We start from the raw sequence: 22,791 nt of genomic DNA, 5'->3' as shown, positions 1-22,791 counted from the left end.
AACCCGCGGGCAATCCTGATCGCCCAGACATACAGGTTGCGACCCCTCGTAGGGGCGATGAGGACGCGGCCGAACGGACCGCCTTCGCCGCCGGGGTCGCGCGGGTTGCGACCCCTCGTAGGGGCGATGAGGACGCAGCGTGAAGGTGAGTTCCGGGGACTGGACGTACTGTTGCGACCCCTCGTAGGGGCGATGAGGACATCACAAAGCCGCCGACGGTCGCGGCCGAGCTCGGCGTTGCGACCCCTCGTAGGGGCGATGAGGACTCGACATCGTCATCGGTGGTGAGCGCATAACGGTCAGGTTGCGACCCCTCGTAGGGGCGATGAGGACGACGAGCACGCCGACGACGACACCGACGGCCTGACCACGTTGCGACCCCTCGTAGGGGCGATGAGGACCCGGTCGCCGTGGGCGTGTGGGCGTCCATGTGGGTGTTGCGACCCCTCGTAGGGGCGATGAGGACTCGGCGCGGGCGACGGTCACCGCCACGCCGAAGATGTTGCGACCCCTCGTAGGGGCGATGAGGACGGCCTCGACGCCGGTCACGGCAGAGTTCGCGACACCGGCGTTGCGACCCCTCGTAGGGGCGATGAGGACGGGCGTAGATGGGCTACGACATGAACTGGCGGCGCGTGTTGCGACCCCTCGTAGGGGCGATGAGGACCCCATTATAAAGTCGCAGGTCGTGCTGGGGTTTCTCGGTGGATTGAGTCGGCGTTTTGCAGCGAACCTCCGGTTGTGTAGAAAGCCCTGGAGGTTTGCTGCAAAGTCATGATCAAAAAGCCGGGTCGGTCACAGGATGTCGGTAGGCGCTGGCTGGGCGACCCCCCATTCTTGGCGCTCTGGGGTCGTGCCCGGCGGGAACGTGAAGACCAGCACGCTGTCGTACGACTGGTCGATCAAATCCTCGACTCTATGCCGGAAGCGTCGAAGTTGCGCCGGGCTCAGCGCCCCCTCGAACACGCTCCGCTGCACGTGATGAAGGTACTGCCGGCAGAGGCGGAGGATGGCGGCGTTGCGTTTGGCCAGTGTGTCGTAAACCACCACCACGTACACGGGGCCTTACCACCAGATCCGGAACGGCTTGTACGGCTTGCCTTCCAGGCAAGTGCGGGTGAGCTGCAGCGCCTCCAGGTACAGCAACTCGTCATAGGCGACGTTGCGACCCAGCGCCCTATGCTGGATTGTCACGGCCAGTTCGTCCCGGACCGTCTGCACTACCAGCTTGCGCCCGGTCTCACTGAGCATCGCCTGGTTGACGTCCATGTCGAAGTGGGTCGGCTTGAGCTGCCCGCGTCCGGCGAGTCGGAGCAGGAGCCGCTCTGCGAAGAGCGGCTTGAACACCTCGGCGAGATCCAGGACGAGAGAGTGGCGTTGGCGCTCCATCGTGCTGTGCAAGAAGGCGATCCCCGAGTGCAGTGGAGTCAATCGGACCGCCGACAGCACGCGTGCATAAACGATCCCGTTCACATAGCTGATGAAGGCATTCCCGGAATTAAGCGGAGGCCGACGGCTGCGCCCGCCGAGTTGTAGCCATTCAGGCAGCCGAGTGTCCAACACGGCCCAGGCCGACCGTCGGAAGGTGCCTTCGGCACCCATCAACTCCTCCCTGGTGGTTGCCTCGGCAATTGAGGCCTCGAGTACGGTCATGGGCCGGGCAAGGAGCTTACGATCGACCACACGCCGGATGTTCGCGGCGGCGCTGCCTACGATCGCCCGAGCGATCCTCAGGGAGGTGGCCGGATCGTCGGCCAGTTTGACCTGGGCGGTGACGGTCTGCCCGGAGACGCTGGTCTCCGAGGTCAGGAGTGAGCCCGCGTAGTCGCCGTAATGGCTGAGAAAGTGCACGTTGATACGGTGCTGGTTGAGCAGGCTGATGACAGCCGTATTGATGTCCACGGCCTCGCAGGCGACGATATCCCGAACATCGGTGATCGGGATATGTACGGGTGATCCCTCGGTTCGTTCGATTCGCAGTGATTGATCTTTACGGCGGATCCGGCAAGGGGTCGTGAGCCAGTAGGTACGGGCGGCGGTGGGCATTTATTCGTTCCAGCAGTAGTCGGCGTAAGAACAGCCACGGCATGCCGATTGAGCGAGCCGGGGCGGTGAACCCGGTGCGGACACCACGGCCAGGACCTCGGCGACATCGGCTTCCGCTTGCTCGGCGGCCTGCTCGGTGTACGGCAGGCGTTTGGTGCGACGGGTCTTCGGATAGTGAAGGATGCCGCCCTGGGCGTCGACCCCCAAGGCGTTCAACCGGTAGCAGTAGTGCATCGCCTGGGCCTCGTCTGCCCGAGTAGGGCGGGAGGACGACTTGACTTCGTGCACCCAGGCGGTGCCGTCGAGATGGTCGAGCTTCGCGGCCCCGAGGTCGATCGGTGAACTACGGGTGTAGGAGGTTTCGTGCACAGCTTCGCCCAGCTGCACGGTTGCACTCAGCCGCTCCGGCCGCACCCCTCGGGCGTACAACCAGAGCTGTCGGCGACAGTGGTAGAGGTACTTGATGTGCACACCGCCAACGTCATTCGCGCTGATCACAGCACCTCACCCGGCTCATAGACCTGGGCGGCCCGGCCCCGGATCGCGCCCAAGCCGAGTCGCTCGTCGTAGTCGGCATCGATGACGCGCACGCCGAGGCGCTTCTCCCACGTCGTGAGTGGTGCGGCCCAGTACGGCATCGGAACCAGGTAACGCTCGGCGAGCAGCCGCCCGGCGGCTCGGCTTTCGTGCGCCTGGTTGAGGCTCGCCTCGTACACGTCCAGGTCCTGGGCGAGCACGGCCTCGGTACCGTCGAAGAGTTCGTCGAATCGTTCGGCGAGATCCTCCCGGCTGGCGAACGGATGCGCGAAGCCGAGGAATGCCTCGGCGAATTCCCCCCGGTGCCGCAGGACCTCGGCGTACCACTCCTGGCCCCATGCGGTTCCGTATACCTCGTCGAGCCACAGCTTGGCCTGAGACTCCTCGACCTCCGCACCGTTCTGGCTGTAAAGGATGGCCCATCCCTTCTCGACCGGTGCCCGTGGATAGACGCCGTCCGCGTACTCCCCGGTGTCTCCGCGCCGGGAGACGAACGCCGCCGCATGCACGATGACGTCGGCCGGCCGCCGCAGGGCGACCCGGTTGACCCGGCCGAACCGCTGCAGCAAGGCCTCCAACGGCGCGGCCGAGGTGAAGAGGCAGTCGAAGTCGACGTCGAGGCTCACCTCCACAACCTGTGTGGCGACGACCAAACCGCCTCGCCGCGGCCGACCTGTGCCGAAGCGCTCGACGATTTCGGCCTCTATCGACGAGCGGTCCATGCGGCGGAACCGCGAGTGCAACAGGAAGGCCACCCCTGCCTGTGATGACAGCTCGGCGAACAGGTGCTGAGCGTCGGCGACGTTGTTGGCCACGACGAGCACCGACTCCTCCGCCGCCAGCCTTTCCCCGATCTCTCCGACCGACTCCGGATCGGTCAGGTGCCGCTCGCGCAGCCCCAGCCGGTGCCTTGGTCGCGCCTGCTGCGCCATTCCTTCCACGAGATGGACGTTTTGCCGCAGTGTTTCCCGGAACAGTCGAGTCAGCGCCTCCGGGAGCGTGGCTGACAGTACGGCAATCCGCCCGCCGAGCCGTTCCCACAGCTGTGCTGTGGCGAGGATGTACCCGAGTCGTCGAGGGTCGTAGGCGTGCAGCTCGTCGAGTACGAACACGGAGTTCGCCGCGTCGATCACGGTCGCGGAGTGCGACGGCCCGGCCAGCACTCCCCGGAGGATCTGATACGGCGTGCCCACGCGTACGGTCTCACGGAACAGCCTGGTCGCTGCGGCCCGGGAGACTGCTTTCCGTGCCTTCTCCGCGTGATCTTCTTCCCCGTCCTCGGGGCAGATGGCGGTGGCCAAGTGGTAGGAGGCTGCCCGGGAGTGCATGACACCGACGATTGTCTCGTCCTTCAGTAGCCCGCCGAGCCGTACGGCCATCGCGTTGATCGAGGCGAGGTAGGGCAGCGTGAAGAAAACCCGCGGGATGCCTCCGGCCACCTGGCTGATCACCGCCGTCTGCGCCGCAGCCCACAGCAGGCCCGCTTCGGTTTTACCCGAGCCGGTCGGGGCGCGCAGCAGGAGGTGGCCGTCGAGCGCACCTGCCTCTATTTGGTGCGGGCGCAGGCTTCGTCCCTGCTCTGCGAACTCCTTTTCCAACAGCGGCCGAAACTCGGTGCCGAGCGGCTGATGTGCGTTCAGGGTGCCATGGGCTGAGGAGACGTGGTCGGCGAGCGTGACCGCTCCCTGCAGAAGCACCGCTGTTAGCCCCTCGTCCGAGGACACCGGGAGATCCCAGCGGTCCAGCAGCAGGTCGAACACCTGCCGCGCAGTGCCGATCACATCCAGTCCCTGACGAAAATCCGCGACGACCGGCAGCCCCACCTGTCTGGCCGTGTCCGCCAGCCATGCGCAGAGTTCGGCGGTTGCGTCATCGGGCACCGGGTCGAGCCGAGCGCGCCACTCCTCCTCTGGCGCCGTGCCGTACGCGGAAATGAGCGGCCCCCGCCCTCCTTCAAGGCAGCGGTGGTGGGTGACGACACCGGTAGCGGTCCAGGTGAGCAACTGCTCGTCGGGGATCAAGCTCGGCAGGAAGCCCAGAGAAACCACCTCGTGCCGCTCACCCCACGCCCGGACGAGTCCTCTGAGCATGGCCTGGAATCCATCCGGGATCTTCCCGGCGTCATGGCAGAGCGCGGCCAAACAGGCCGCCGACCAGAACAGCCCTTCGGTGACCTCTTCCGCCACGGCGACCGTACCCACTCGCCGCCTCAACGCGAGTGCGCCGTACAAGGTGTTCTCGAGGTGGGCCGTCAACTCCTCTGGTGGATCGCTCTTGGCGAGCATGTTCCGGAGCGGCATGTCAGCCCTCCTGCAGTGGGCCGGGGCGCATCCGTGCCGGATGTACCGGGGGCAGGTATGCCACCGCCTGACCAGCCTCATCGGCCCAGCCGGACTCCACCATCGTGTCGCTGCGCCCGGAGGCGTCGAAGTGATAGCCGTCCCAGCGGGTGTGGTGCCGATTGAGGGCGACCGAGGTCGGCAGTCGTAGCAGGATTCCGGTCGGCAGAGGAGCGATTCCCTCGGGAAGTACGGCGGGGCCCTGCCGCCCGGAGCCCGGCCGCAGCATCACCCGGCGGCTGGTGACCCTGACGAGGTCCTGGCTTCTGCCCAGGCGAAGCGGCCACACCGGTCTGCGTAGCCTCCGCTCCCAGAGCTCCACATGCAGCGTGAGCCACACCGTCAGTGTGACGTCGGCCAGGAACTCACGCTCGCGAGGAGTGGGCTCGGCCTTTCTGCCCGTGGCGTCCAACGGGTGGTAGGTCTCGAGGTCGATGCCGGCGCCGCGCGAATGAAAGGCCATAGCGAACCGCGTCTCCGGAGAGACCTCGTCCCACCCTCCGGCCGCAGCGGCCAACATGCCACCGACGGTCGACGGAGGCGGGCAGGGCAGTGCGACCTGCACCCCGGCGTAGAGGGGATTGCGGAACGAGACGATGGGTGCGGTGACGGTGACCTCGAGCGCTTCCGCTGGCGTTCGGACTTCTGCCGTCGTCATGCCTTCGGATCCTCGAACCAGGCGTCCCGTTCACCCCGCTCGATCTCGTCCGCCAAGCGACCGAGCAGGTTCCGCGGGTGATCGATGACGAGACCGCCGGAGGTGACCAGATCGGCCAAGTCGGACCGCGCCTGGTCCCGCTGGTCGCCGAGGAAGCCGGGGGCCCAGCCGAGGAGCATGGGGCCATCCAGTTCGTCCGCCCACGCCTCCATCTCCATGCGGAGCACGTCGGAATCGAATCGGGTCCGGTCACCCCTGACTCCGAGCACACGGGTGAAAGGGTTGACGCCACCTTTGATGGGGGCGAGCAGGAAAAGAGCAGGGGTGCGGTCGCCGTAGTGCATCGACTGCTTGGCGCCACCGCGTACGGCCGCGAGCGTACGCAGCAGCAGCGCGGCCCTGCGCCGCCGCTCGGCGATGGCGAGCCTCAGTGCCGAGCATCCCCGGAACGAGACATGCTCCGCCCCCGCCTCGCGCGCTTCCTCCGCGGCAGGCTCGGGAAGCGCCACTTTCAGGCCGCTACCGTCGATCTCGAAGACGCCGATCCGCGGCAGGTCCAGTAGCACGTCTCCGGCCAGCTCCGCAGTGTAGAACTCGTGGCCATGCAGCACAGGGTTCTCGCCGGCCGAGAAGCCCCGGCTCATCGTGCCGAAATCCCGTACGGGCGGACGCGGTGCGACTGACACGAAGGTACCGGTCGAGAGAACGGTGTCCCGTTGGCACGTCTTGGCCTTGTTGCCTTTGACGGCCACCATGTAGCCGAACAGGTCGTCGTCGAGGTAGAGATCGGGACGACCCTTCGTGTACGCCTGCTGCTTCTGCCCGCTCCCTGAGCGGATGACCGGCGACACCGGTTCGGAGGCAGGCAGCGATTCGCGAAGCCAGCGGCGGAACGCCTGGGCCGAGACGTAGGGGTGGATGTCCCGGCCGACCCGGAGTTGCTTTACGCGGGCGACGTTGTCCTCACCCAGTCCGTTGTTGGGTGCGCCGGCCACGACATCCAGAACGATCTTCCCCACCAGATAGCTCACTACGACTCCTCGCCCTTCATGTATGCGATGTCATCGGGGTTGTCCTCTTCCTCGGCCGCAAGATCGGCGACCACCTCCGCCCTGTCGGCGGGGGCGAATCCCCGCTCGTGCAGTTGGCGGACGACCGACACGACCATCAACTGCCGGTGGAACCACGCCTGTTCGACCTCGGGGTCGAAGAGCAGCCGGAACTGGTCGTCCGTGATCAGCGGCCCGTCCACTCCTGGGACTGGAGAGAGCAAGGCGTCGACGTTGCGACGCATCAGCCAGTGCCGCATACGTTTCTGATCCTTGAGCGTCGCGTTGAACTCCCGGAGCTTCCCCGCGGAGTTCTCCGCCGCCAGCCAGGCCGCCACCTGCGCTCCGGCCGCTTTGATCTCGTCGATCTCCTTCTGGTTCATACGCATCACCTCGGTCACTAGAGAGAAGGTCAGCTCGGCCAGGTCGGCCGCATCGGCTCGGATCACCCCTCGATCGAGATGACCGGCCACGTAGCGGGCGCAGGCTCCGACGATCAGCTCCGGAGACCGGAACGCGTTTCGCGCCAGCCCGACAATGCCGGACCGGCCTGACGTCGAGTGCGCGCGCAGCAAGGCGGGAAAACCCTGTCGCCGCGAGGGCTGTCGTGCCGAACGCCGCAGCCACTCCGCGAGCGGCTGGTCCATCGACTGGATCTCCAGGATCTGGTCTTTGTTGTTGTTGCTGAAGACGAGCAGATCCACACCCGCCGTCAACCGGTCCTCGTGATGGCGTAGTGCCTGTAGCGCCACGACCTCCTCCGCGGGGGTCGCATGGGAGTCCGGTCGGCCGAGGGCGATCAGCTGACGGTTACGCTCCACCCGGCGCGAAACCGTTCGCGCCATGAACCGCTCGTCCCAGCTGTGCAGGGCGATCGACCGCCCGCCGGTCAGGTGGCAGCCGTACGGCAGGGCGTAGAAGCTGCACAGGCACGGCCAGCACAGCGCCATCCCCAGATGTCCCCGCGGAGTGCTGTTGCGGTAAAGATGGCTTTCGGCCAGCGGCACGTCGACCTTTCCGTAGAAACCGACGGCTGCACGACCGCACAGCACGCACGCTGCCTCAGGCCAGACGCCGATTTCCGGCTTACGCCTCCACATCTGTACGGCGGTGCGGATCTCCTCGTCGTCCCTCTTCGAGTTGCTCGGAAGATTCATCTTCGAATTGGGGAAGAAGGAAAAGCTGGCCTTGAGCCAGAAACCGTGCTCGCTCTTGGTGTCCCGGACCAGGGCCGCGCTGACGGCGTGCTTCGTCAACGTCTTGATGGCCTCGTCGAACCCATCGGTGGGCAGACGCTCCGGCGACGGTGCCTTCCCGAGGGACGCCAGTGCGTACGCACCGACCCTTTGCAGCGGATGCGCGGTCAGTGTGAGGGACGGTCGCTCGTCCTGCTGTGCCTCACTCACGCCGCGATCCAGCCGAATCCAGCGGCGTTGGCCTGTCCCAGGCCCCAGCTCCAGATGGCCTGCAAGGTCTCCGGCGGCCCGGAGAGCTCGACTTCGACAGGTGCTCCCGGCTTCGCCCCCTGCGCCACGCTGAAGGAGCGCTTCGCCCCAACCCAGGAGATCTCGGTCAGCGACACCTCCGGATCCAGCCTCAGGCTCTCGGCCTTCCGCCGTAGGTTGCGCTGGAAGAACACGGGGAACTCTCGGTCGGTAGGCAACAGCCATGCCTGCCGGGTGGTCCGACTGCCGGACTCATCCCGGCCCGTGCCCTTCATCACCACAGGAGTAATGGTGCGGAATCGCCCACGTCCGGAGGCGTACGCCGGTGGCTCGGCTGGCGTGACATTCAGGATGCGGAACGCTGTCCCACCCCAGTCGAGCAGCTCGCGCTGCTTGATTCCCTGTGTGAAGGCCGCCACGACCTCGAAGAGCGGGCTGCCCAGCTCGACCCAGCCTCTCCCCCCGACGGCGTAGGCGCCGCGTCGCCGAGTGGCCTGCGGGAACACCGGAGCGCCGTGCCCCAGCGGGACCATGCCGTACGGCCCCGCTCCCTGAGAGTGGAGCTGCCGTCCCAGCTCGGGCGCCTCCCGGGCGAGCAGGTCGTACGCCAGGGAACGGCCGGGCGCCAGCACCTTCGTCCACGCGAGCTCGGTGGCCGCCGTGGTGACCTCTATCCGTAACCTCACAGTTTCCTCCCCGCGTCTGCCTTCCACTACCTACAGATGGACGAAGGCGAGCACGGACCGTTCCTGCCCGCGTTTGCGCAGGTCAAAGGCAGGAGAAGTAATCGGAGGCTAATGTGAGGGAGCTCGTGTACCGGAGAACCGGTTACCCTCCTGCGAGGTGGCCGGAGAGTGGATATCGATCATGATTTTGCAGCAGACCTCCCGTGTTTCCTGCACTACCGGAGGTTCACTGCAAAACGCCGCCGCGAGACGCCGGTCTTGCGCGGTTTCACCTGCGCCTTTACCGTGGGGTCCTCGTCGCCCCTACGAGGGGTCGCAACAGCCCGCGTGAACCTTGCCATCCGTGAGCGTGGTCAGTCCTCATCGCCCCTACGAGGGGTCGCAACGCGGCGGCAGGTCCGCCTGTCCGGCGTGTGGGGCTGTCCTCATCGCCCCTACGAGGGGTCGCAACTTTCTCCCTTTGTGCGTGTTGGTTCTTGGACTTGCGGTCCTCATCGCCCCTACGAGGGGTCGCAACCGGCCAGGCCGTCCGTGCGAACGTTCCCGGAGACCAGTCCTCATCGCCCCTACGAGGGGTCGCAACGGGCAGTCGCCGATGGTGGTGTAGTCCCAGACGGCGGTCCTCATCGCCCCTACGAGGGGTCGCAACGCGCGCTGTCGGCGGTCTACGCGGCTATCGCGCTGGTCCTCATCGCCCCTACGAGGGGTCGCAACGCAAGCGGTACAAGCAGCGGCTCGCCGCAGTCCAGCGGTCCTCATCGCCCCTGCGAGGGGTCGCAACGTGAGTACCCGGTCGCCGTTGATGGTGATCTGCGGTCCTCATCACCCCTCAGAGGGGTCGCAACCTGTTTGCCCGATCGCAGACGCCGGCGAGTGCGCTGGTCCTCATCGCCCCTACAAGAGGTCGCAACGCGATCACCCGCGACAGCACGAGCAGCGCGGCTTCGCTGTCCTCATCGCCCCTGTGAGGGGTTGTCGCCCGGGATCGCTGACTCCGAGTTCTTCCAGGCCAGAGGGCTTCTCCTCCTGATACTCGCTTTTCGTCCATCTGTAGTAGGTGAGAGCGAAATCGCGGGTGAGGGGACGGAATGTGATGAGGATTTCCCGGGGGCGGACCGGGACGGGCAGGGCAAGATCGCCGCTGGACGTCGTGTCGGGCTGGGGGATCGTGGCCCTCGCCGGTGTGGCAGGTGCGGTGGCCGCCGGCACCGTTCCCGACGTGATCAAGGGTTGGCTGGGAGATCAGCGGCCGTTCCTGACGGCGCTTTGCTTCGTGTCGGCGCTGACGTTCGCCGCCATCAACCTGTGGCAGCAGCGCAGCAAGGGCGTCGGCATCGTGATCTCCCTGCCGCAGACCACCTGGCGGGGGCCGTGGAGCAACCAGTGGACGGCGGCTGCCGCCGACCACGCGCGGCGCCACCACGACTCGTGCTTCGTCGTACGGCGTACCGTTCCGGCCGCGCGGCCGGGCGACGACGAAGCGGACAGGGCAGCGGTCCGCGAAGGACGGCGGGACTCACTGGAACTGGCATACGAGCTGGCGACGGCGCGGCTGACCGAGCTGTCGGAGGCGGACCCGTCCACGCCGGTGTCGCTGTACATCAATGCCGCGCTGCCTGACGCCTTCGAGTTGGGTGCGATGTTCAAGTTCAACGTGCAGCGCAGGCTGCACGCGGCAGGCGCCCTTTCCACGGCCGGTCGTGGGTCGGAGTCGGCGGCTGAGAGGCGGTCTGATGAGACTGAGACTCTCCCAGGGGAGCGGGGTGATCAGGCGGTGTCCCCCCGGGTGGTCCTGCCACAGCGTTCGGAGCGAGCGCGGTCCGACTTCTTCCCATCGATCCGCATCAGCAGCCATTTGAAGGAACCGCTGAGCCCCGCTGAGGCCGTGCGGGCGGTCACGCTCGCCGAGGTGGTCGAGGAGCCGGACTTCGAGGAGGTGCCTGACGGTACGGCGGTGGCGATCGTCGTGCACCTCGCGGACAACCCGCTGATGGTCGGTCAGGCGTTGCGGGCCGCGCGCGACGGCTGCTACGACACCGACGGGCGCTGGGAACGATGCCGGACAGCGCTGGTCATTGACGGCGGCCCGGCCAATCTGCCCGAGACGACGGCCTATTTCGAACTGGTCGTACGACATGTCTACGCGGCATGGCGCACCTGGGTCGAGGCGAGGCCTCAGTACGCGAATCTGCGTCCCCGGTTGTTCATTGCCGCCCCGGCGAGCGTCGCCTTCGCGCTGGGCTGGCTGCTCGGCAACTCGGTGAAGGCGGTGCCGCATCCGTACCAAACAGACAAGGCAGGGGAGCCATGTATCTCGTCGTGATCAATACGGCGGGCAAGCAGCGCTACATCTTCTCCTCGCGGAAACGCAAGGAGATCGTCGGTGCCTCGGACCTGATCGCCCGGGTTAACGGCTCCTGGACTGAGGACGCGCTGGAGGCGACGTTCCCGGGGTTCAGCCTGGAGTGGCGGCTGAAGGACGGCCACGCCGCCGAGTTGATCACTGCGAGCGCCGGGTCAGTGACTGTGCTGGTGAGAGAGCCGGACGCGGGACGGCGCCTGGTCACGGAGCTCACCCGGCGGGCCCTGCACGAGGCTCCGGGGCTGGACGTCTGCGGAGTGGTCCAGGAGGTGGGCGGCTCCGAGCCGTTGGCCCGGAGCAGGGAAAGGGCGGGCAAGGCGTTGGCCGCCTTGCAGGAGGCCAGGCCGGGACCGCAGGCGAGGTTCCCGCGCCTGCCGCTGGTGGAGGACTGCGAGTCGACCGGCCTGCCGGCGGCCGGGCTACGCCGGGAGGCGTCTGACGAGCCGCTCGTCACGAGGTCGGCGGCATCGATGGCGAAGCTGGCCCATTTCCCCGCCGCGCTGGAGCGGCTGGCGGTGGATGCGCGGACCACACCGCCGACGATGAGGAAGATCGTCGATCGCCTGGGGTTGGAGGCCGACTGGGTGGCGGTGGTCCATGCCGATGGGAACGGTTTCGGCCAACTCTTCCGTGGCCTCGGCGGGAGCAGAGACGAGGTCTCTTCAAGGGCGCGGGGCGACGACACGTACATGGAGGAACTGCGCACACTGTCGCGTGGTGCGGACCGCTGCGCGCTACGCGCCTTCCACGTGGCGCTGGACCAGCTGGCCGACGAATACGCCGTTTGGAACGTCGACGGCAGCCCGCCGGTGCTGCCGCTCGTGCTCGGGGGTGACGACCTGACCGTGCTGTGCCAGGGACAGGTCGCGCTGCCGTTTACCCGCCACTACCTTGAGGCGTTCGAACGGGAGACCGCAGCCGACGCCGCGCTGCGTCCCGTACTGGCGAGAGCTCACCGAACCAGGCTGGACGCCGCGGCCGGGGTGGCCATCGTCAAGCGTCATTACCCGTTCCGGTTCGCCTACGACCTGGCCGAGGAACTGATCACGACGGAGGCCAAGCAGGTCAAGGAGTGGGCGTCCGCGTTGGCGTTCACCGTTCTGCTGGAGAGTTCCGCCCCCGACCTGAGCCGGCTCCGCAGATCGGTGATGTCGTCTGGCGGCGCGGCGGCCACGGCCTCGCCGTACGTCGTGGGGCAAGGCGGCAGGGATCCGAGAGCGGCGGGGCGGCGGTGGACCGATCTGGAACGGCGGGTCGCCGCGCTTCGCCGCAGGGATGCCGACTCGGGCGAGCCGCTCGTGCCGGGCGGTGCCGCGCACGACCTGCGGGAAGGGCTGTGCCTCGGTGTGGATGTGGCGGAGGCACGCGTTGGCCTGCTGCGTACCCGGTTCGCCGACGACCGTGACCGCCTGCGCGCGCTGAATGAACTTGGCGATGAGTCAGGGCGACTCGTGTGGGATCACGAAGGGCGATTGGTGACCGGCCTGGTGGACGCCATGGCGGCACTGCCCTTCCTCAGCGGTGAGGGAGAGGCCGGGTGAACATCGAACTGGATCTGCTCATGCTGAGCGACTGGCGGATCGGCACGGGCACCGGAATCAGGGGATACGCCGATCGGCTCGTCCAGCGCGACGCACGCGAGGGCGGCGCTGCCCCGGACGCGCCGATCGTTCCCGCCAAGACGCTCGTGGGTCTGTGGCGGGACTCCTGTGAACTGGCGGCGCACGCGCTGGACGGCGGTCCCTCCGGACCATGGCACGAATGGCTGGAGTTCCTCTTCGGCGGCCAGTACAGACGGGGTGAGGATCCGGTGCGGCCCGCCGCGCTAGCCCTCGACGGTCCCCTGCGGCTCCCCGGTCGACTGCCCGAGATACTGAGGGAACGGCCTCGCGTGGCATGGGCGGCGACGTTCCGTAAGCCGGGCGTGGCAATCGACCCCGATACGGGCACCGCTGAAACCAAAAAACTCCGGTTCGAGGAGATGGCCCGGGCAGGCGTCACACTGATCGGGTGTGCGTACCTGCGTGGTTTCGACGAGATGGAGCCGTCGCAGCGGGATGCGGCGCTCGCGTTCCTAACGGCCGGGGCCCGGCTGCTGGAGCGCGTCGGCGGTAAGCGACGCAGGGGAGCTGGCCGATGCCGACTGGTGCTCCGCGGCATCACGCCGGACTTCGCCGTGCTGGCTCAGACCCCCGTTCCCGCACCGCCCGCCGGTTCGCCGTACGCGGTGACGGACCCGCCTGTGTCGCCATCCCGCACAGTCGGGCGAGGATGGGAGAGGGCGGAGCTGCTGATCACCGTCGAGCAACCGGTCCTGGCCGGTGCGGTCGTCCAGGGAAACCTGGTGCAGGGGCAGGCACACCTGCCTGGTTGGTGTCTCATGCCCGAGGTAGCACGCCGTCTCGGCGGTCTGGCGCACGCCCTCGTCCGCACCGGCGACCTGGTGGTCACGGCCGCCACGCCGCAGTCGCCGTCGGGATCGCGCACGATGCCGGTGCCGCGGGTCTTCCTGCACGAGAAGAACGACAAGAAAGCCGTCGTCGGCAACCGCATGGCCGGAGACAGCGCGGAGGGCAAGCCTTATCGGGACGGTTACCTGGTGGCGGAAGGAGAGGACCTGGGGGCGGTGGTCACCCCTGCCTTCACGCTGCGCATGCACAACACCGTGGGAGACGGTGAGCAGCGGCCGACCCGGGAGGTGGGCGGGGTGTACATCTACCAGGCGCTGGCCGCCGGCACCGTGCTCCGCGCGGAGGTGCGGGTGCGATCCGGAGCATTGAGCCAGGGCTGGGAGAAACAGCTGACCGGGCGTTGGCGGATCGGGCGTTCCTCCAAGGACGACTACGGACAGGTGCAGGTCGAGGCACGGTCCGTCGTCGCTCCACCTCCCACAAGGCAGGCGTCATCCGGCCTGCTGAGGGTGTGGCTGCTCTCCGACCTGCTCGTGCGGGATCACCGGCTGCGGCCGAGCACCGACCCGGCCGATGTCGCCCGCGCGATGGAGCAGGCGCTCACCCGGGCGGGCGCGCCGCACGTACGCATCACTCCTGTCCTCGACACGGTGAGTGACAGGTCTGTGGCTGCGGCGCTGGGTGCGGGCCGGACCGAGAGCTGGCATCGAGGCTGGGGCCTGCCCCGCACGACTTTGTACGGCCTGGCCGCCGGAACCTGCCTCACCTTCGCGGTCGACGGAGGCGACGTCACGACTGAGGCCCTGGACGAGCTGCGCACGGCCGGGGTGGGGGAGCGGCGGGCCGAGGGATTCGGGCAGATTGAGATCGACCACGGCCTGCTCCTGCGGAGCTTCGAGGGACGGACGCCGACATCAGCGGCTCCCGCTGACAGGCCCACTCCCCAGGCTGAGCCGATCGCACCGGGAGAGGCCGGCCATGCAGAAGGCAGGATCTTCGAACGGGCGGCATGGCGCGCCGAGATGCACCGGGCGTACGAGCTCATCATGGCCGACCCCTCCAGACGGGCCCGCTTCCTTCCCGAAGAGGTGACCTCGTCGCAGCTCAACGGCCTGCGGGACGTCGTCAGAGAGCCGTCGATGGACAGCGCACGCAACCGGCTGGCCTGGCTCACTGAAGCGCACGCGGGCCGTGGTTCGTGGCCGGTGGAGAAATCGAAGCTGCTCTTCAAGCTGCTCGTCGACCCCGACGAGGTCTGGACGCAGCTCGGCCTGAACGAGGAGGAGCTCACCGTGACGCTCGACGGAGCGACCGTCCTGCGCGCCGAACTGCACGATGAGGCCGTACGCGTACTCGTCACGGCGTGCGTGGCCGCGCAGGTCCGCCAGGAAGCGATGCGATCGGCGGCAGGAGAGGCGGCGCGGCCGGGTGTGTCGGCGGAGGTGCGGGCGTGACGAGCATGAGAGTGGGCCGCCACGTGGTGAGCCGCGTCCGAGCGCGAGGGTGGCTGCGTACGGAATCGCCACTGCACGTCGGCGGGCTCAGCGGCGATCCCACGGAGCCGCTGCCGATCGCGCTCGACGGCCTTGGCCGCGTGCACGTGCCCGGCACGACCCTCGCCGGAGTCCTGCGGAGCTGGTGTCGTGGGATCGGGCCGGAGCCGGACAGCCTCCGTGAGATGTGGGGGTCCGTGCCGGAGCGGGGTGACGGGGGCAGGGCCAGCCGGGTGATCGTCGCGGACGCCCTCGTCGCCACCACCTGCAGGGTGGACGAGCACGGGCTGCCCGTCACACCGCTCGATCCCGCTCTGCTGGAGTTCCGGCCCTTCGTGGGCATCGACCGGGCAACCGGTGCCGCGGCTCCAGAGTTCCTGTACGGCAGAGCGGTCGTGCCCGCCGGGTGCTATCTGAGGCTGGAGATCGACATCGAATCGGCCGAGCTGGGGGAGCATAGCGCGGAGCTGGACCAGACTCGCATGGCCGCGCTGCTCGAAGCCCTCGGCAGGGGAGAGATCCGGCTCGGAGCCGCCACAGGTCGTGGTCTCGGCTCGGTCCGGCTGCTCGACGACTCCCTCGACGTCGTGGTGGATCGGTTCGACTCGCCGGAGGGTCTGCTCGCGGTGCTCCGGGACGACCCGGCCCGACGGCGGTCGGTCCGGTCTCTGCGTACCGGGGACACCAGGTTGCCGGATCGGCGCGAGGTCCTGGAGGTCTCTATCTCCTGGAGACCTCTGGCGCCGGTAATGGTCCGAGGTACGTCGAACGGGCTGATCGTCGACACGCTGCCGCTCACCACCCGGGTCGACCGCCGCCACCTCACCCTGGTCCTGCCGGGGTCCTCGCTCAAAGGGGCTCTACGCAGTCACGCCGAATTCGTGGAGCTCACGGCGCGCAATGCGCCCGGATCTCGATCGGACGGGGCCGAAACGCCGTCAGGCGAGCACGCCCGGACCTCGGGGGAGAAGAGTGCGCCGGGCGGCTCCGTAGCCGCGCACAGTGCCGCGTTCCGCGCGAGGCTCGACCGGCTGCCTGCCGTACGGGCTCTGTTCGGGGCGGCTCGTGACGATGTCGCCGACCGGCGCGCCGGTGCGCTACGCGTCGAGGAGTGCCAGGCCGAGGTCACGATCCCGGATGCGTTGTGGCGGTCCGTTGCAGGTATCGACAGTGCTCCTCCCGCCGATGCCGAGGATGCACCGGCGGGAGGCCATGCGGACGACGGCGGACGCCGCGCGCTTCCGGAGGGTCTGCTGGACCGGCTGGAGGGCATGGGCATGGCCCAGGCCGACCATGTCGCCCTCGACCGATGGACCGGCGGCGCCGCCGATGGACGGTTGTTCCACGTGCTCGAACCGCACGCGGTCGACTGGGCGCCCATCCGGCTCAGCGTCGATCTCACCCGGCTCGGCGACGACCGTGATCATGCGCTGGCCCTGCTGCTCCTGACGCTTCGGGACCTGGCGGCTGGGAGGATTTCGCTCGGCGCGCTCGTCAACCGAGGCTTCGGCGACATCGACGTCAGGGCGATCACATTGACCGGCCGCCCCTGGACGAAACCGGTCACCCTGCCCGAGGCGCTGGCCGGCCAGGAGGTCGAACCCATCGCCCGGGCGTGGGCCCACTACCTGACTCAGGAGGTGCCATGACGAACCCGCGGAACACCTGGCGTGAGCCCCGGCCGGCTGCGCTGCACTGCGTCGCGGCCTCCGGCATGACCCTGGGGGAGGCGATGGACGCGGGTGGGCTGAGCGGCGGATGCGCTCTGCTCACGGCTCCCTCGGCGTACCACGTGGCCAGGGTGACAGAAGGCGGCTGTGTCACCAGGACCGGCCCGGTGGACCTGTCGACGGTTTACGAGGCCCGAGCGTTCACCCCGAAGGCGGAGCTGCGCTGGGTCGAGGCCGGCTACGCGGTGTTGCTCGCCGAGGACGAGAACCTTCTGGCGGGCTCCTCCTGGGAACGGTTAGAGCCGATTCGGGCAGTTGACACGATGGACACCCGCTATCTGGTCTGGGGCACGCTCAAGGACGCGGACGTCGGCTGGGCCACGCTGGCCTCCGCTCGGATCGGCACACTCGCGGTTCCCCTGCCGACCGCGGTACCCCTGTCCGTCGTATCCCGAGGACGGATACGGCTCGTCACCCGCGAGTACGTCGTCGTGGATCGCGAGCACGGCAATGCTCACGTCGCCGAGGAGCGGCTGCTCGGCTTCGAGCTCTATGACCTGGAAGGTGCCATCTGATGGCCGAGGAGTTCCTCAACCCCTACACCTTCGTCCCCGCCTTCCCCAGAGAGGGCCTGCCCAAGGAACTCGGCGACGGGAGACCGCCGGACCGCGGTCGTTTGCGGGCAGGATGCTGGACCGGCCGTATCGGTGTCCGGCTCACGGTGGAGACGCCGTTGCTCCTTCTCGACACGGCACGGGGAAAGCCGCCGTCCAAGGGGGAAAGCGGTCATCTCGTGTACCCGATCCGCATCCGGGACGGCCGACCCCACCTGGCCCCCACCACGGTCAAGGGCATGCTCCGCGCCACATACGAGACCGTCACCAACTCCCGGTTCGGCGTTTTCGACAAGCATGACGCACCGCTCGGATTCCGGCGCGACGCCGGATTCGCCCTGGGTATGGTGCCCGTCCGTGTCGCCGCTCCCGGAGTTCTGTACCGCTGCCAGGTGGCGACCCTCGAGATGTACGAGAAAAAGTCAGGGGCGACTCTCTATCCGGATCAAAATCACGAGGCGCCGGTTCACATGCAGCGTCTGCGGGCGCTCATAAGCGGCAACGGACGGAACGGCGCGAAAGTCGACGGCTTCGTCCCTGCCGACTCGCAGGAACGACTCGTTCCTCAACGAGGACAGCGGCAGGTGGAGGGCACCGCCTACATCACCGGCCCGAATATCGAGGGGAAGACCAGCGAGCGCTTCTTCTACCTGGACCCCTCAGAGCCGGGGCCGCTTCCTCTGGCATACGAGTGGAGCAGACTGGTCGAGGACTGGAGTCGGCTCATCCGGAACTATCAGGCCTCGCATGACGAGCAGGAGCTGTTCCGGCGGCACCGTCCCGACGGCACCACCGCGGCGCCGGGCGAACGTATCGGTGCGGGGCCCGGGCAGCTCGCCTGGAGCCCGCACATTTACGACAAGGAGCGCACGGAGCTGAAGCCCGGCACCGTCTGTTACGCGCGGATGGAGAACGACCGGGTGGTCGGGCTCTATCCGGTTCTGGTGCCACGGGACGTCTACCCCGTAACCCCTGCGGAGCTGTTACCCCGCTCGCTCGCCCCGGCGTCGTGCTTTGAAGAACTCTCGCCGGCGGATCGGGTGTTCGGCTGGGTGGCTCCGATCGGATCGGGTGTCCGACCGGCGGCCTACCGGGGACGGCTGCGCATCGGCCCGGTGCTGTGCGACCAGAAGGCGGAAGAGGCGGTCGAGAACTTCGACGGCGACGGGGTGCCGCTCGCGATCCTGAGCGGGCCCAAACCGCAGCAGGGCCGGTTCTACCTCGCCGAATCCGCTGACCGGCCGCAGACACCCGTGCCGGATCGTACGCCCAAGGAGAAGTTGTATCAGGAGGGACGTGGTCTGCGAGGCCGGAAGGTCTACTGGCACCACGCGGGGCTGGACCGGACCCAGCACTGGAGCGATGGGCAGGGGAAGGTGGACCCCACGCAGGCTCGCGTCGGCAAGTTCTACCGGGAGTACCGGCGATCATGGGAGCCCGAGGACGAGAGCGGATCGCTGACTGCAAACCGATATCGGACCAAGAAAGCCGTGGAGCAGCGCGATTCGCAGAACCGGTCGATCAAGGGCTGGATCCGGCCCAGGACGACCTTTCAGTTCGTGATCGACGTCACGGACCTGGACGAGATCGAGCTCGGCGGACTCGCCTGGCTGCTCACCTTGCCGCCCGGCCACTTCCATCGACTGGGGTACGGCCGCCCCCTCGGGTTCGGCAGCGTACGGCTCGACGTCGACGTTGAGCGCACCGAGCTGCACTCCGGCGAGCAGTACGCCGGCTATTACCGCTCGCTGTCCGCATCCTTGCCGTCGAACAACGCCAAGGCGATCCTCGACGAGGCTCGGCACGAGTTCGAGCGGCTCGTCAGCGGATCTCCGCAGCTCGTCGTGGTGAGGGAGGCCATGCTGGCCGTGGCTCGTGGAAACCTCGAGCTCCCAGTGTGTTACCCGAGAGTCCGCCCGAAGGAATTGCCGGACAACGTTCCGGCCCCGCCGGATCCGCGCGGACAGAACTACGAGTGGTTCACCGCGAACGAGCGGATAGATGACGGCGTTATCGCTCCCAGCCGTGGCCGCTCGCTGCCCTCTCCAGTAAACCCGCCCGCGCAGCTCATCGCCTATCCCGCAAAAGACGCCGAAGGGGCAGATAGTGCTAAAAATCGTGGAAACAGGAAAGCTCGGGATAAGCCGGTAAGGTCGCCTCGATCCGGTGTCTCCCGTAAGCGTCGAATGGGATAGCGACAGTTTTGCCAACAATCCCTGGCGCGTTTCGCTACCGTCGGCTCCGGTTGATTCCGTTTGCCCGCTGTAGGGGAGGCGTCCGGGTGGAGAAGGCCGATGGTGTCCTGCTCGTACACGCGGTGGGCGGGGGCGACCTGGGCTGCCCCGGCGCCCGCAGCTTCGCGGGTATCGTGCCGGACCTGGAGGGCGATCCCCATGCCACAGGCAAGGAGCGTCGCCCGCTGCGGAAGGTATTCGAAGGGCTCGCCGGGGCCGGCATTCCGGTTTCGCTGGTCGTCCTGCTTGGCACCACGACTCCCGGCGCCCCGGCAGGAAGGACGTTCGCCGACTGGGCCGACGAGATGCGGACACGATTGATCTCGGAGACGGGGATGTGCGGAGCGCGATTCGAGCGCGACGCGGTCGCCGTCGTCCGGGTGGCCAGCCCTGGACTGGAGGACACCTCGGCTGCTCTGATCCGCTGGCTCGTCGGTCGACACCCCGAAGAGATCCTGATCAGCTGCGGTTCGGGAGCCTTCTCGCTGAGCGTGGGGGCTCTCTGCGCCGCCCTGACCACTCGCCTGCCCGCGCGCATAGTGCATATCGACGTGCCGCATGAGCCGTACGCGCTGGACCGTGGACGGGAGCGGCCCGATCACGCGGACGCCTACCTGAAATCGTGGTTGCTGCGTCACCGCTTCTGGGACCCGCTCGCCGACATGGATCCCGGCAACGAGATGATCTGGCGGCTGCTCGCGGCTCGGCAAGCGGGGGACACCAGTCTGGCCGCCGATCTCCAGGAACGTTCCACCAAATGGAAGGGGCTGACATCCGGGCAGCTCGCCAAGTTCGCGGAGACGTGGCCGACAGCACAGGCCGCTCTATTCGAACGCCTTGGGCGTGGGGAGGCCGTCGACTACGGTCTGCTGCGTGCCTGGTTCGCCGAGTCGCTCCGGAGGCATTTTGAGCGAGAGCAGGAAGTCCTTCCGTCTCCTGTTCGGGACCGGCTGGGTGACCTGATCGACGCCCTGGCTGACAGAGCGGGCGGCAAAGGCATGCTGGCCGGACGAATTCGCACGGCCGGTCGCGAGCTGTGGGCCCAGACCGGTAGTGCCTGCGCGGACATGGTCAAAGACGAGGCGCTGGTCGTCCTCTACACGGCTGCCTCGAGTCACAGGGCACACCTCATGCCAGAACGGCTTGAGCCGGGGCCGCTGCCGACGTCCCTGGTCGCTGCGGCCGACCGATGGGAGGGCGGGGATCAGGGAGTCGGTCTCGTCGCCGATACCGGCAGCGTGGGCTGGCCTGTACTGGGCAGTGGAGATGTCCTCGGGTTGTTGGCCGTCGGGCTTGATCGGGAGGGCAAGGACGCCGAGGATCGCGAAGCCGTACGGGCTGTGCTCGCCGAGATGCGGCGGCGGCGTGACAGGCTGCTGCGCCGTGGTGGCCTGCGGCTGCGGCTGGTGGCGAGCCCAGAAACCATCAAGCGGGCGCATCGGCTCGCGCGATCGGCGATGGACGCGGCCGCGGACGCCGAGGTGCGGGTCATCGAGGGAGTCGCCGGGAGTCTGGGCACGATCCAGGAGCTGATCGTCTCCGCCCTGGGATCGGAGGCGGCTCCCACGGGGCGTACGGCGGTTCTCGGCAGTCTCCGAGACGTTGACGAGGTTGTGCTCGTCCTGAACCCCGGGCCGCCGCTGACGAACTACGGCATGATCGGGGCGGCTGTGGAGTGGTCCCTGACAGCAGCCTGCCCGCTCTGGGCGACCGAGCTCGTTCGGACACAGCAGGCGCCGATGGGAGAGATCCGGGGCGGCCAGCGAATCCTCGCCCGGATGGGCACCGACCGCGTGCTTGCCCGGCTCGCCGTCAGCGCCGTCGAACGGCTGGACGTGCGTACCGCGCGCAGGCTGGTGCGGCGCGGTTCGGACGCGCTGCGGGCTGCGGACGCCCTCCTGTACCGGCTGGAGAAGGAAGTTTTCGGGGCCGCCCCTGTGGGTGCCTCTCGCGCCCATCGCATGGCCGCCGCGAGAAAACGGTTGGCACTGATCGCTACCGTGGCTGGCGACGCGCGCCGTCTGCCGGCGGCCTATCTCGCGGTCGCGGCATTGCGTCCGGCGATTTTCGAGTGGGAGCAGTGGCAGATTCTGCGCGCGCGGATGCCTGGGCTGGACCGCCTGGGAAAGGCCGCGAACAACTCCCTGCAGGGGCACAAACTTGACCGACAGACCCAAACTCCAGGCGCACGCAGCGTCCGGGGATACCGCGGTCACAGCCGGAAAGGCGGAAGCCGAGGCACGCAGGTGGACATTCGCGGCGTGCTGATACAGGCGGTACGAGAGCTGGGTGGGCCCGCCGATGGAGATGATCTGCTGATCAAGCAGCACAAAGCGACCATTGAAGCGTTAAAGGCCATCTATCGGGAAAGCGCTTGACGGCTGTTGGCGCCTTTGGCAGCCTGAGCACGTTCAACGGCTGACGCTGGCGAGCATTGAGCGACTCCAGTCGCTCCCTCTGAGGACCTCGGACGTCGAGGTCGATTGTCGCGAGAGCGCGTGTTTCAGACGCGTTCTCCTGTCATGCCTCGGAGGGGCGACTCTCATGTACCTCGCCGCTGTCGCGTCTGCTCGTCAGCCAGTTGCCGTTCAGGCGTACTTCTCCCTCATCTCGCCCGCACTGCAGGACGTGGCGCGCGGCGCCCTCCGCCGCGCCCTGCACGACGGCATGCCCTGCCGCGGCGTGCAGGGCTCGCGCCCGTGTGACATGTGCGAGCAGTGGATCGCCGACCATGTTCTGGCCGGTTACGAAAAGCTCCGGGCGGCCCTCACAGGAGACCTGCCCAAGACCCGGAACGGAGATCCGGTGCGGGAGATGCGGACGATCGTGGAATGGGTGACAGCACCGGCAGCGAGCACCGAAAACCTCGGCAGTATGGCTTGCCTGTTGCGGCGGCGGCCTAGCGCGGGAGAACCGGCCGGGCTCCGTGCGGCTCGGGCCCAGCTCGTCCATCATCCGCTTCGGAATCTCGAAGCTCGCGTGCGACGCGAGCAGGCGCAGGCTCGGGGCGCTTCCTCGCGGCCGGATCGAGACCTCATTACGGCTGCTTGGGCCGCTCCGCTCCGGAAGGACCCGATCGTCTTCGCTCTGCTCGTCGACGCGGTGTTGCGGCTTCGGCATGGAAGCCGTGATCTTTATGGCGTCTCCTCGGAGGAGCTTGAGCGGCACGGTCTCGACATCGCAACCGCGCGACGGCTGCTCCGTCAGGCCCTCACCCGGCTGCGTGTTCTCCGGCCCGAGTTCTGTC

16 protein-coding genes and 1 CRISPR repeat array are annotated in these 22,791 nt (G+C 67.8%); of the genes, 8 read left to right on the top strand and 8 right to left on the bottom strand.

Annotated features, from left to right (window positions below):
• Positions 1 to 35: 35 nt before the first annotated feature.
• Positions 36 to 667: a CRISPR direct-repeat array (repeat unit 30 nt; unit sequence GTTGCGACCCCTCGTAGGGGCGATGAGGAC).
• A 128-nt stretch (positions 668 to 795) separates the two neighbouring features.
• The 8 genes from AP234_RS31525 to AP234_RS31490 are packed head-to-tail and all read right to left on the bottom strand — an operon-like array spanning position 796 to position 8,760.
• Positions 796 to 1,050 carry a CRISPR-associated endonuclease Cas2 gene (locus AP234_RS31525; RefSeq protein ID WP_235558493.1) on the bottom strand — a complete coding sequence of 85 codons (255 nt, stop codon included), beginning with the start codon at positions 1,048 to 1,050 and terminating at the stop codon, positions 796 to 798.
• Between the two features lie 15 nt (positions 1,051 to 1,065).
• Entirely contained in the window at positions 1,066 to 2,046 is a 981-nt protein-coding gene (gene cas1b / locus AP234_RS31520; protein ID WP_055483408.1) for a type I-B CRISPR-associated endonuclease Cas1b, read from the bottom strand.
• A complete protein-coding gene (locus AP234_RS31515; RefSeq protein WP_055483407.1) occupies positions 2,047 to 2,544 on the bottom strand; it encodes a CRISPR-associated protein Cas4 in 498 nt (165 codons plus the stop codon). It lies immediately after the preceding gene.
• Positions 2,541 to 4,883, bottom strand: coding sequence for a CRISPR-associated helicase/endonuclease Cas3 (locus AP234_RS31510; protein WP_055483406.1), 2,343 nt, complete (start codon positions 4,881 to 4,883; stop codon positions 2,541 to 2,543). Before AP234_RS31510 ends, AP234_RS31515 begins: the two co-directional genes overlap by 4 nt.
• 1 nt (position 4,884) lies before the next feature.
• Entirely contained in the window at positions 4,885 to 5,580 is a 696-nt protein-coding gene (cas5, locus tag AP234_RS31505) for a CRISPR-associated protein Cas5 (RefSeq protein ID WP_055483405.1), read from the bottom strand.
• Complete coding sequence (gene cas7i, locus AP234_RS31500) at positions 5,577 to 6,611, bottom strand: type I-B CRISPR-associated protein Cas7/Cst2/DevR (RefSeq protein WP_055483404.1); 1,035 nt, start codon at positions 6,609 to 6,611, stop codon at positions 5,577 to 5,579. The genes cas5 and cas7i overlap by 4 nt, the downstream gene beginning before the upstream one ends.
• Positions 6,611 to 8,035 (bottom strand): hypothetical protein, encoded by a 1,425-nt coding sequence (locus AP234_RS31495; RefSeq protein ID WP_063843165.1) that lies wholly within the window; start codon positions 8,033 to 8,035, stop codon positions 6,611 to 6,613. The genes cas7i and AP234_RS31495 overlap by 1 nt, the downstream gene beginning before the upstream one ends.
• Positions 8,032 to 8,760, bottom strand: a complete 729-nt coding sequence (locus tag AP234_RS31490; protein ID WP_055483403.1) for a CRISPR-associated endoribonuclease Cas6 — start codon at positions 8,758 to 8,760, stop codon at positions 8,032 to 8,034. Before AP234_RS31490 ends, AP234_RS31495 begins: the two co-directional genes overlap by 4 nt.
• Positions 8,761 to 9,853: 1,093 nt before the next feature.
• Between AP234_RS31490 and AP234_RS31485 the strand changes: the two genes are divergently transcribed.
• From AP234_RS31485 to AP234_RS31450, 8 genes are all read left to right on the top strand, one after another.
• Positions 9,854 to 11,083, top strand: coding sequence for a hypothetical protein (locus AP234_RS31485; RefSeq protein ID WP_152990728.1), 1,230 nt, complete (start codon positions 9,854 to 9,856; stop codon positions 11,081 to 11,083).
• Complete coding sequence (locus AP234_RS31480) at positions 11,068 to 12,663, top strand: Cas10/Cmr2 second palm domain-containing protein (RefSeq protein ID WP_055483401.1); 1,596 nt, start codon at positions 11,068 to 11,070, stop codon at positions 12,661 to 12,663. The genes AP234_RS31485 and AP234_RS31480 overlap by 16 nt, the downstream gene beginning before the upstream one ends.
• A complete protein-coding gene (locus AP234_RS31475) occupies positions 12,660 to 14,987 on the top strand; it encodes an RAMP superfamily CRISPR-associated protein (protein WP_055483400.1) in 2,328 nt (775 codons plus the stop codon). The genes AP234_RS31480 and AP234_RS31475 overlap by 4 nt, the downstream gene beginning before the upstream one ends.
• 5 nt (positions 14,988 to 14,992) lie before the next feature.
• On the top strand, positions 14,993 to 16,675 hold the full coding sequence (locus AP234_RS31470; RefSeq protein WP_063843167.1) for an RAMP superfamily CRISPR-associated protein: 1,683 nt from the start codon (positions 14,993 to 14,995) through the stop codon (positions 16,673 to 16,675).
• Positions 16,672 to 17,271, top strand: coding sequence for a type III-D CRISPR-associated protein Csx19 (gene csx19, locus AP234_RS31465; protein WP_055483398.1), 600 nt, complete (start codon positions 16,672 to 16,674; stop codon positions 17,269 to 17,271). The genes AP234_RS31470 and csx19 overlap by 4 nt, the downstream gene beginning before the upstream one ends.
• Entirely contained in the window at positions 17,271 to 19,505 is a 2,235-nt protein-coding gene (locus AP234_RS31460; protein ID WP_055483397.1) for a TIGR03986 family type III CRISPR-associated RAMP protein, read from the top strand. Before csx19 ends, AP234_RS31460 begins: the two co-directional genes overlap by 1 nt.
• A gap of 86 nt (positions 19,506 to 19,591) precedes the next feature.
• Positions 19,592 to 21,922: a hypothetical protein gene (locus AP234_RS31455; RefSeq protein WP_055483396.1), complete on the top strand. Its 2,331-nt coding sequence runs from the start codon at positions 19,592 to 19,594 to the stop codon at positions 21,920 to 21,922.
• 166 nt (positions 21,923 to 22,088) lie between these two features.
• Positions 22,089 to 22,791, top strand: a 703-nt coding sequence (locus AP234_RS31450) for a hypothetical protein (protein ID WP_055483395.1), incomplete at its 3' end; no start/stop codon positions are given.

The sequence above is a fragment of the Sphaerimonospora mesophila genome (genome assembly GCF_001417795.1).
In the GTDB taxonomy this organism is placed as follows: Bacteria; Actinomycetota; Actinomycetes; order Streptosporangiales; family Streptosporangiaceae; genus Sphaerimonospora; species Sphaerimonospora mesophila.
Note: the sequence above shows the minus strand (reverse complement) of the source record. Positions and strands in the feature narration are given on the sequence as shown.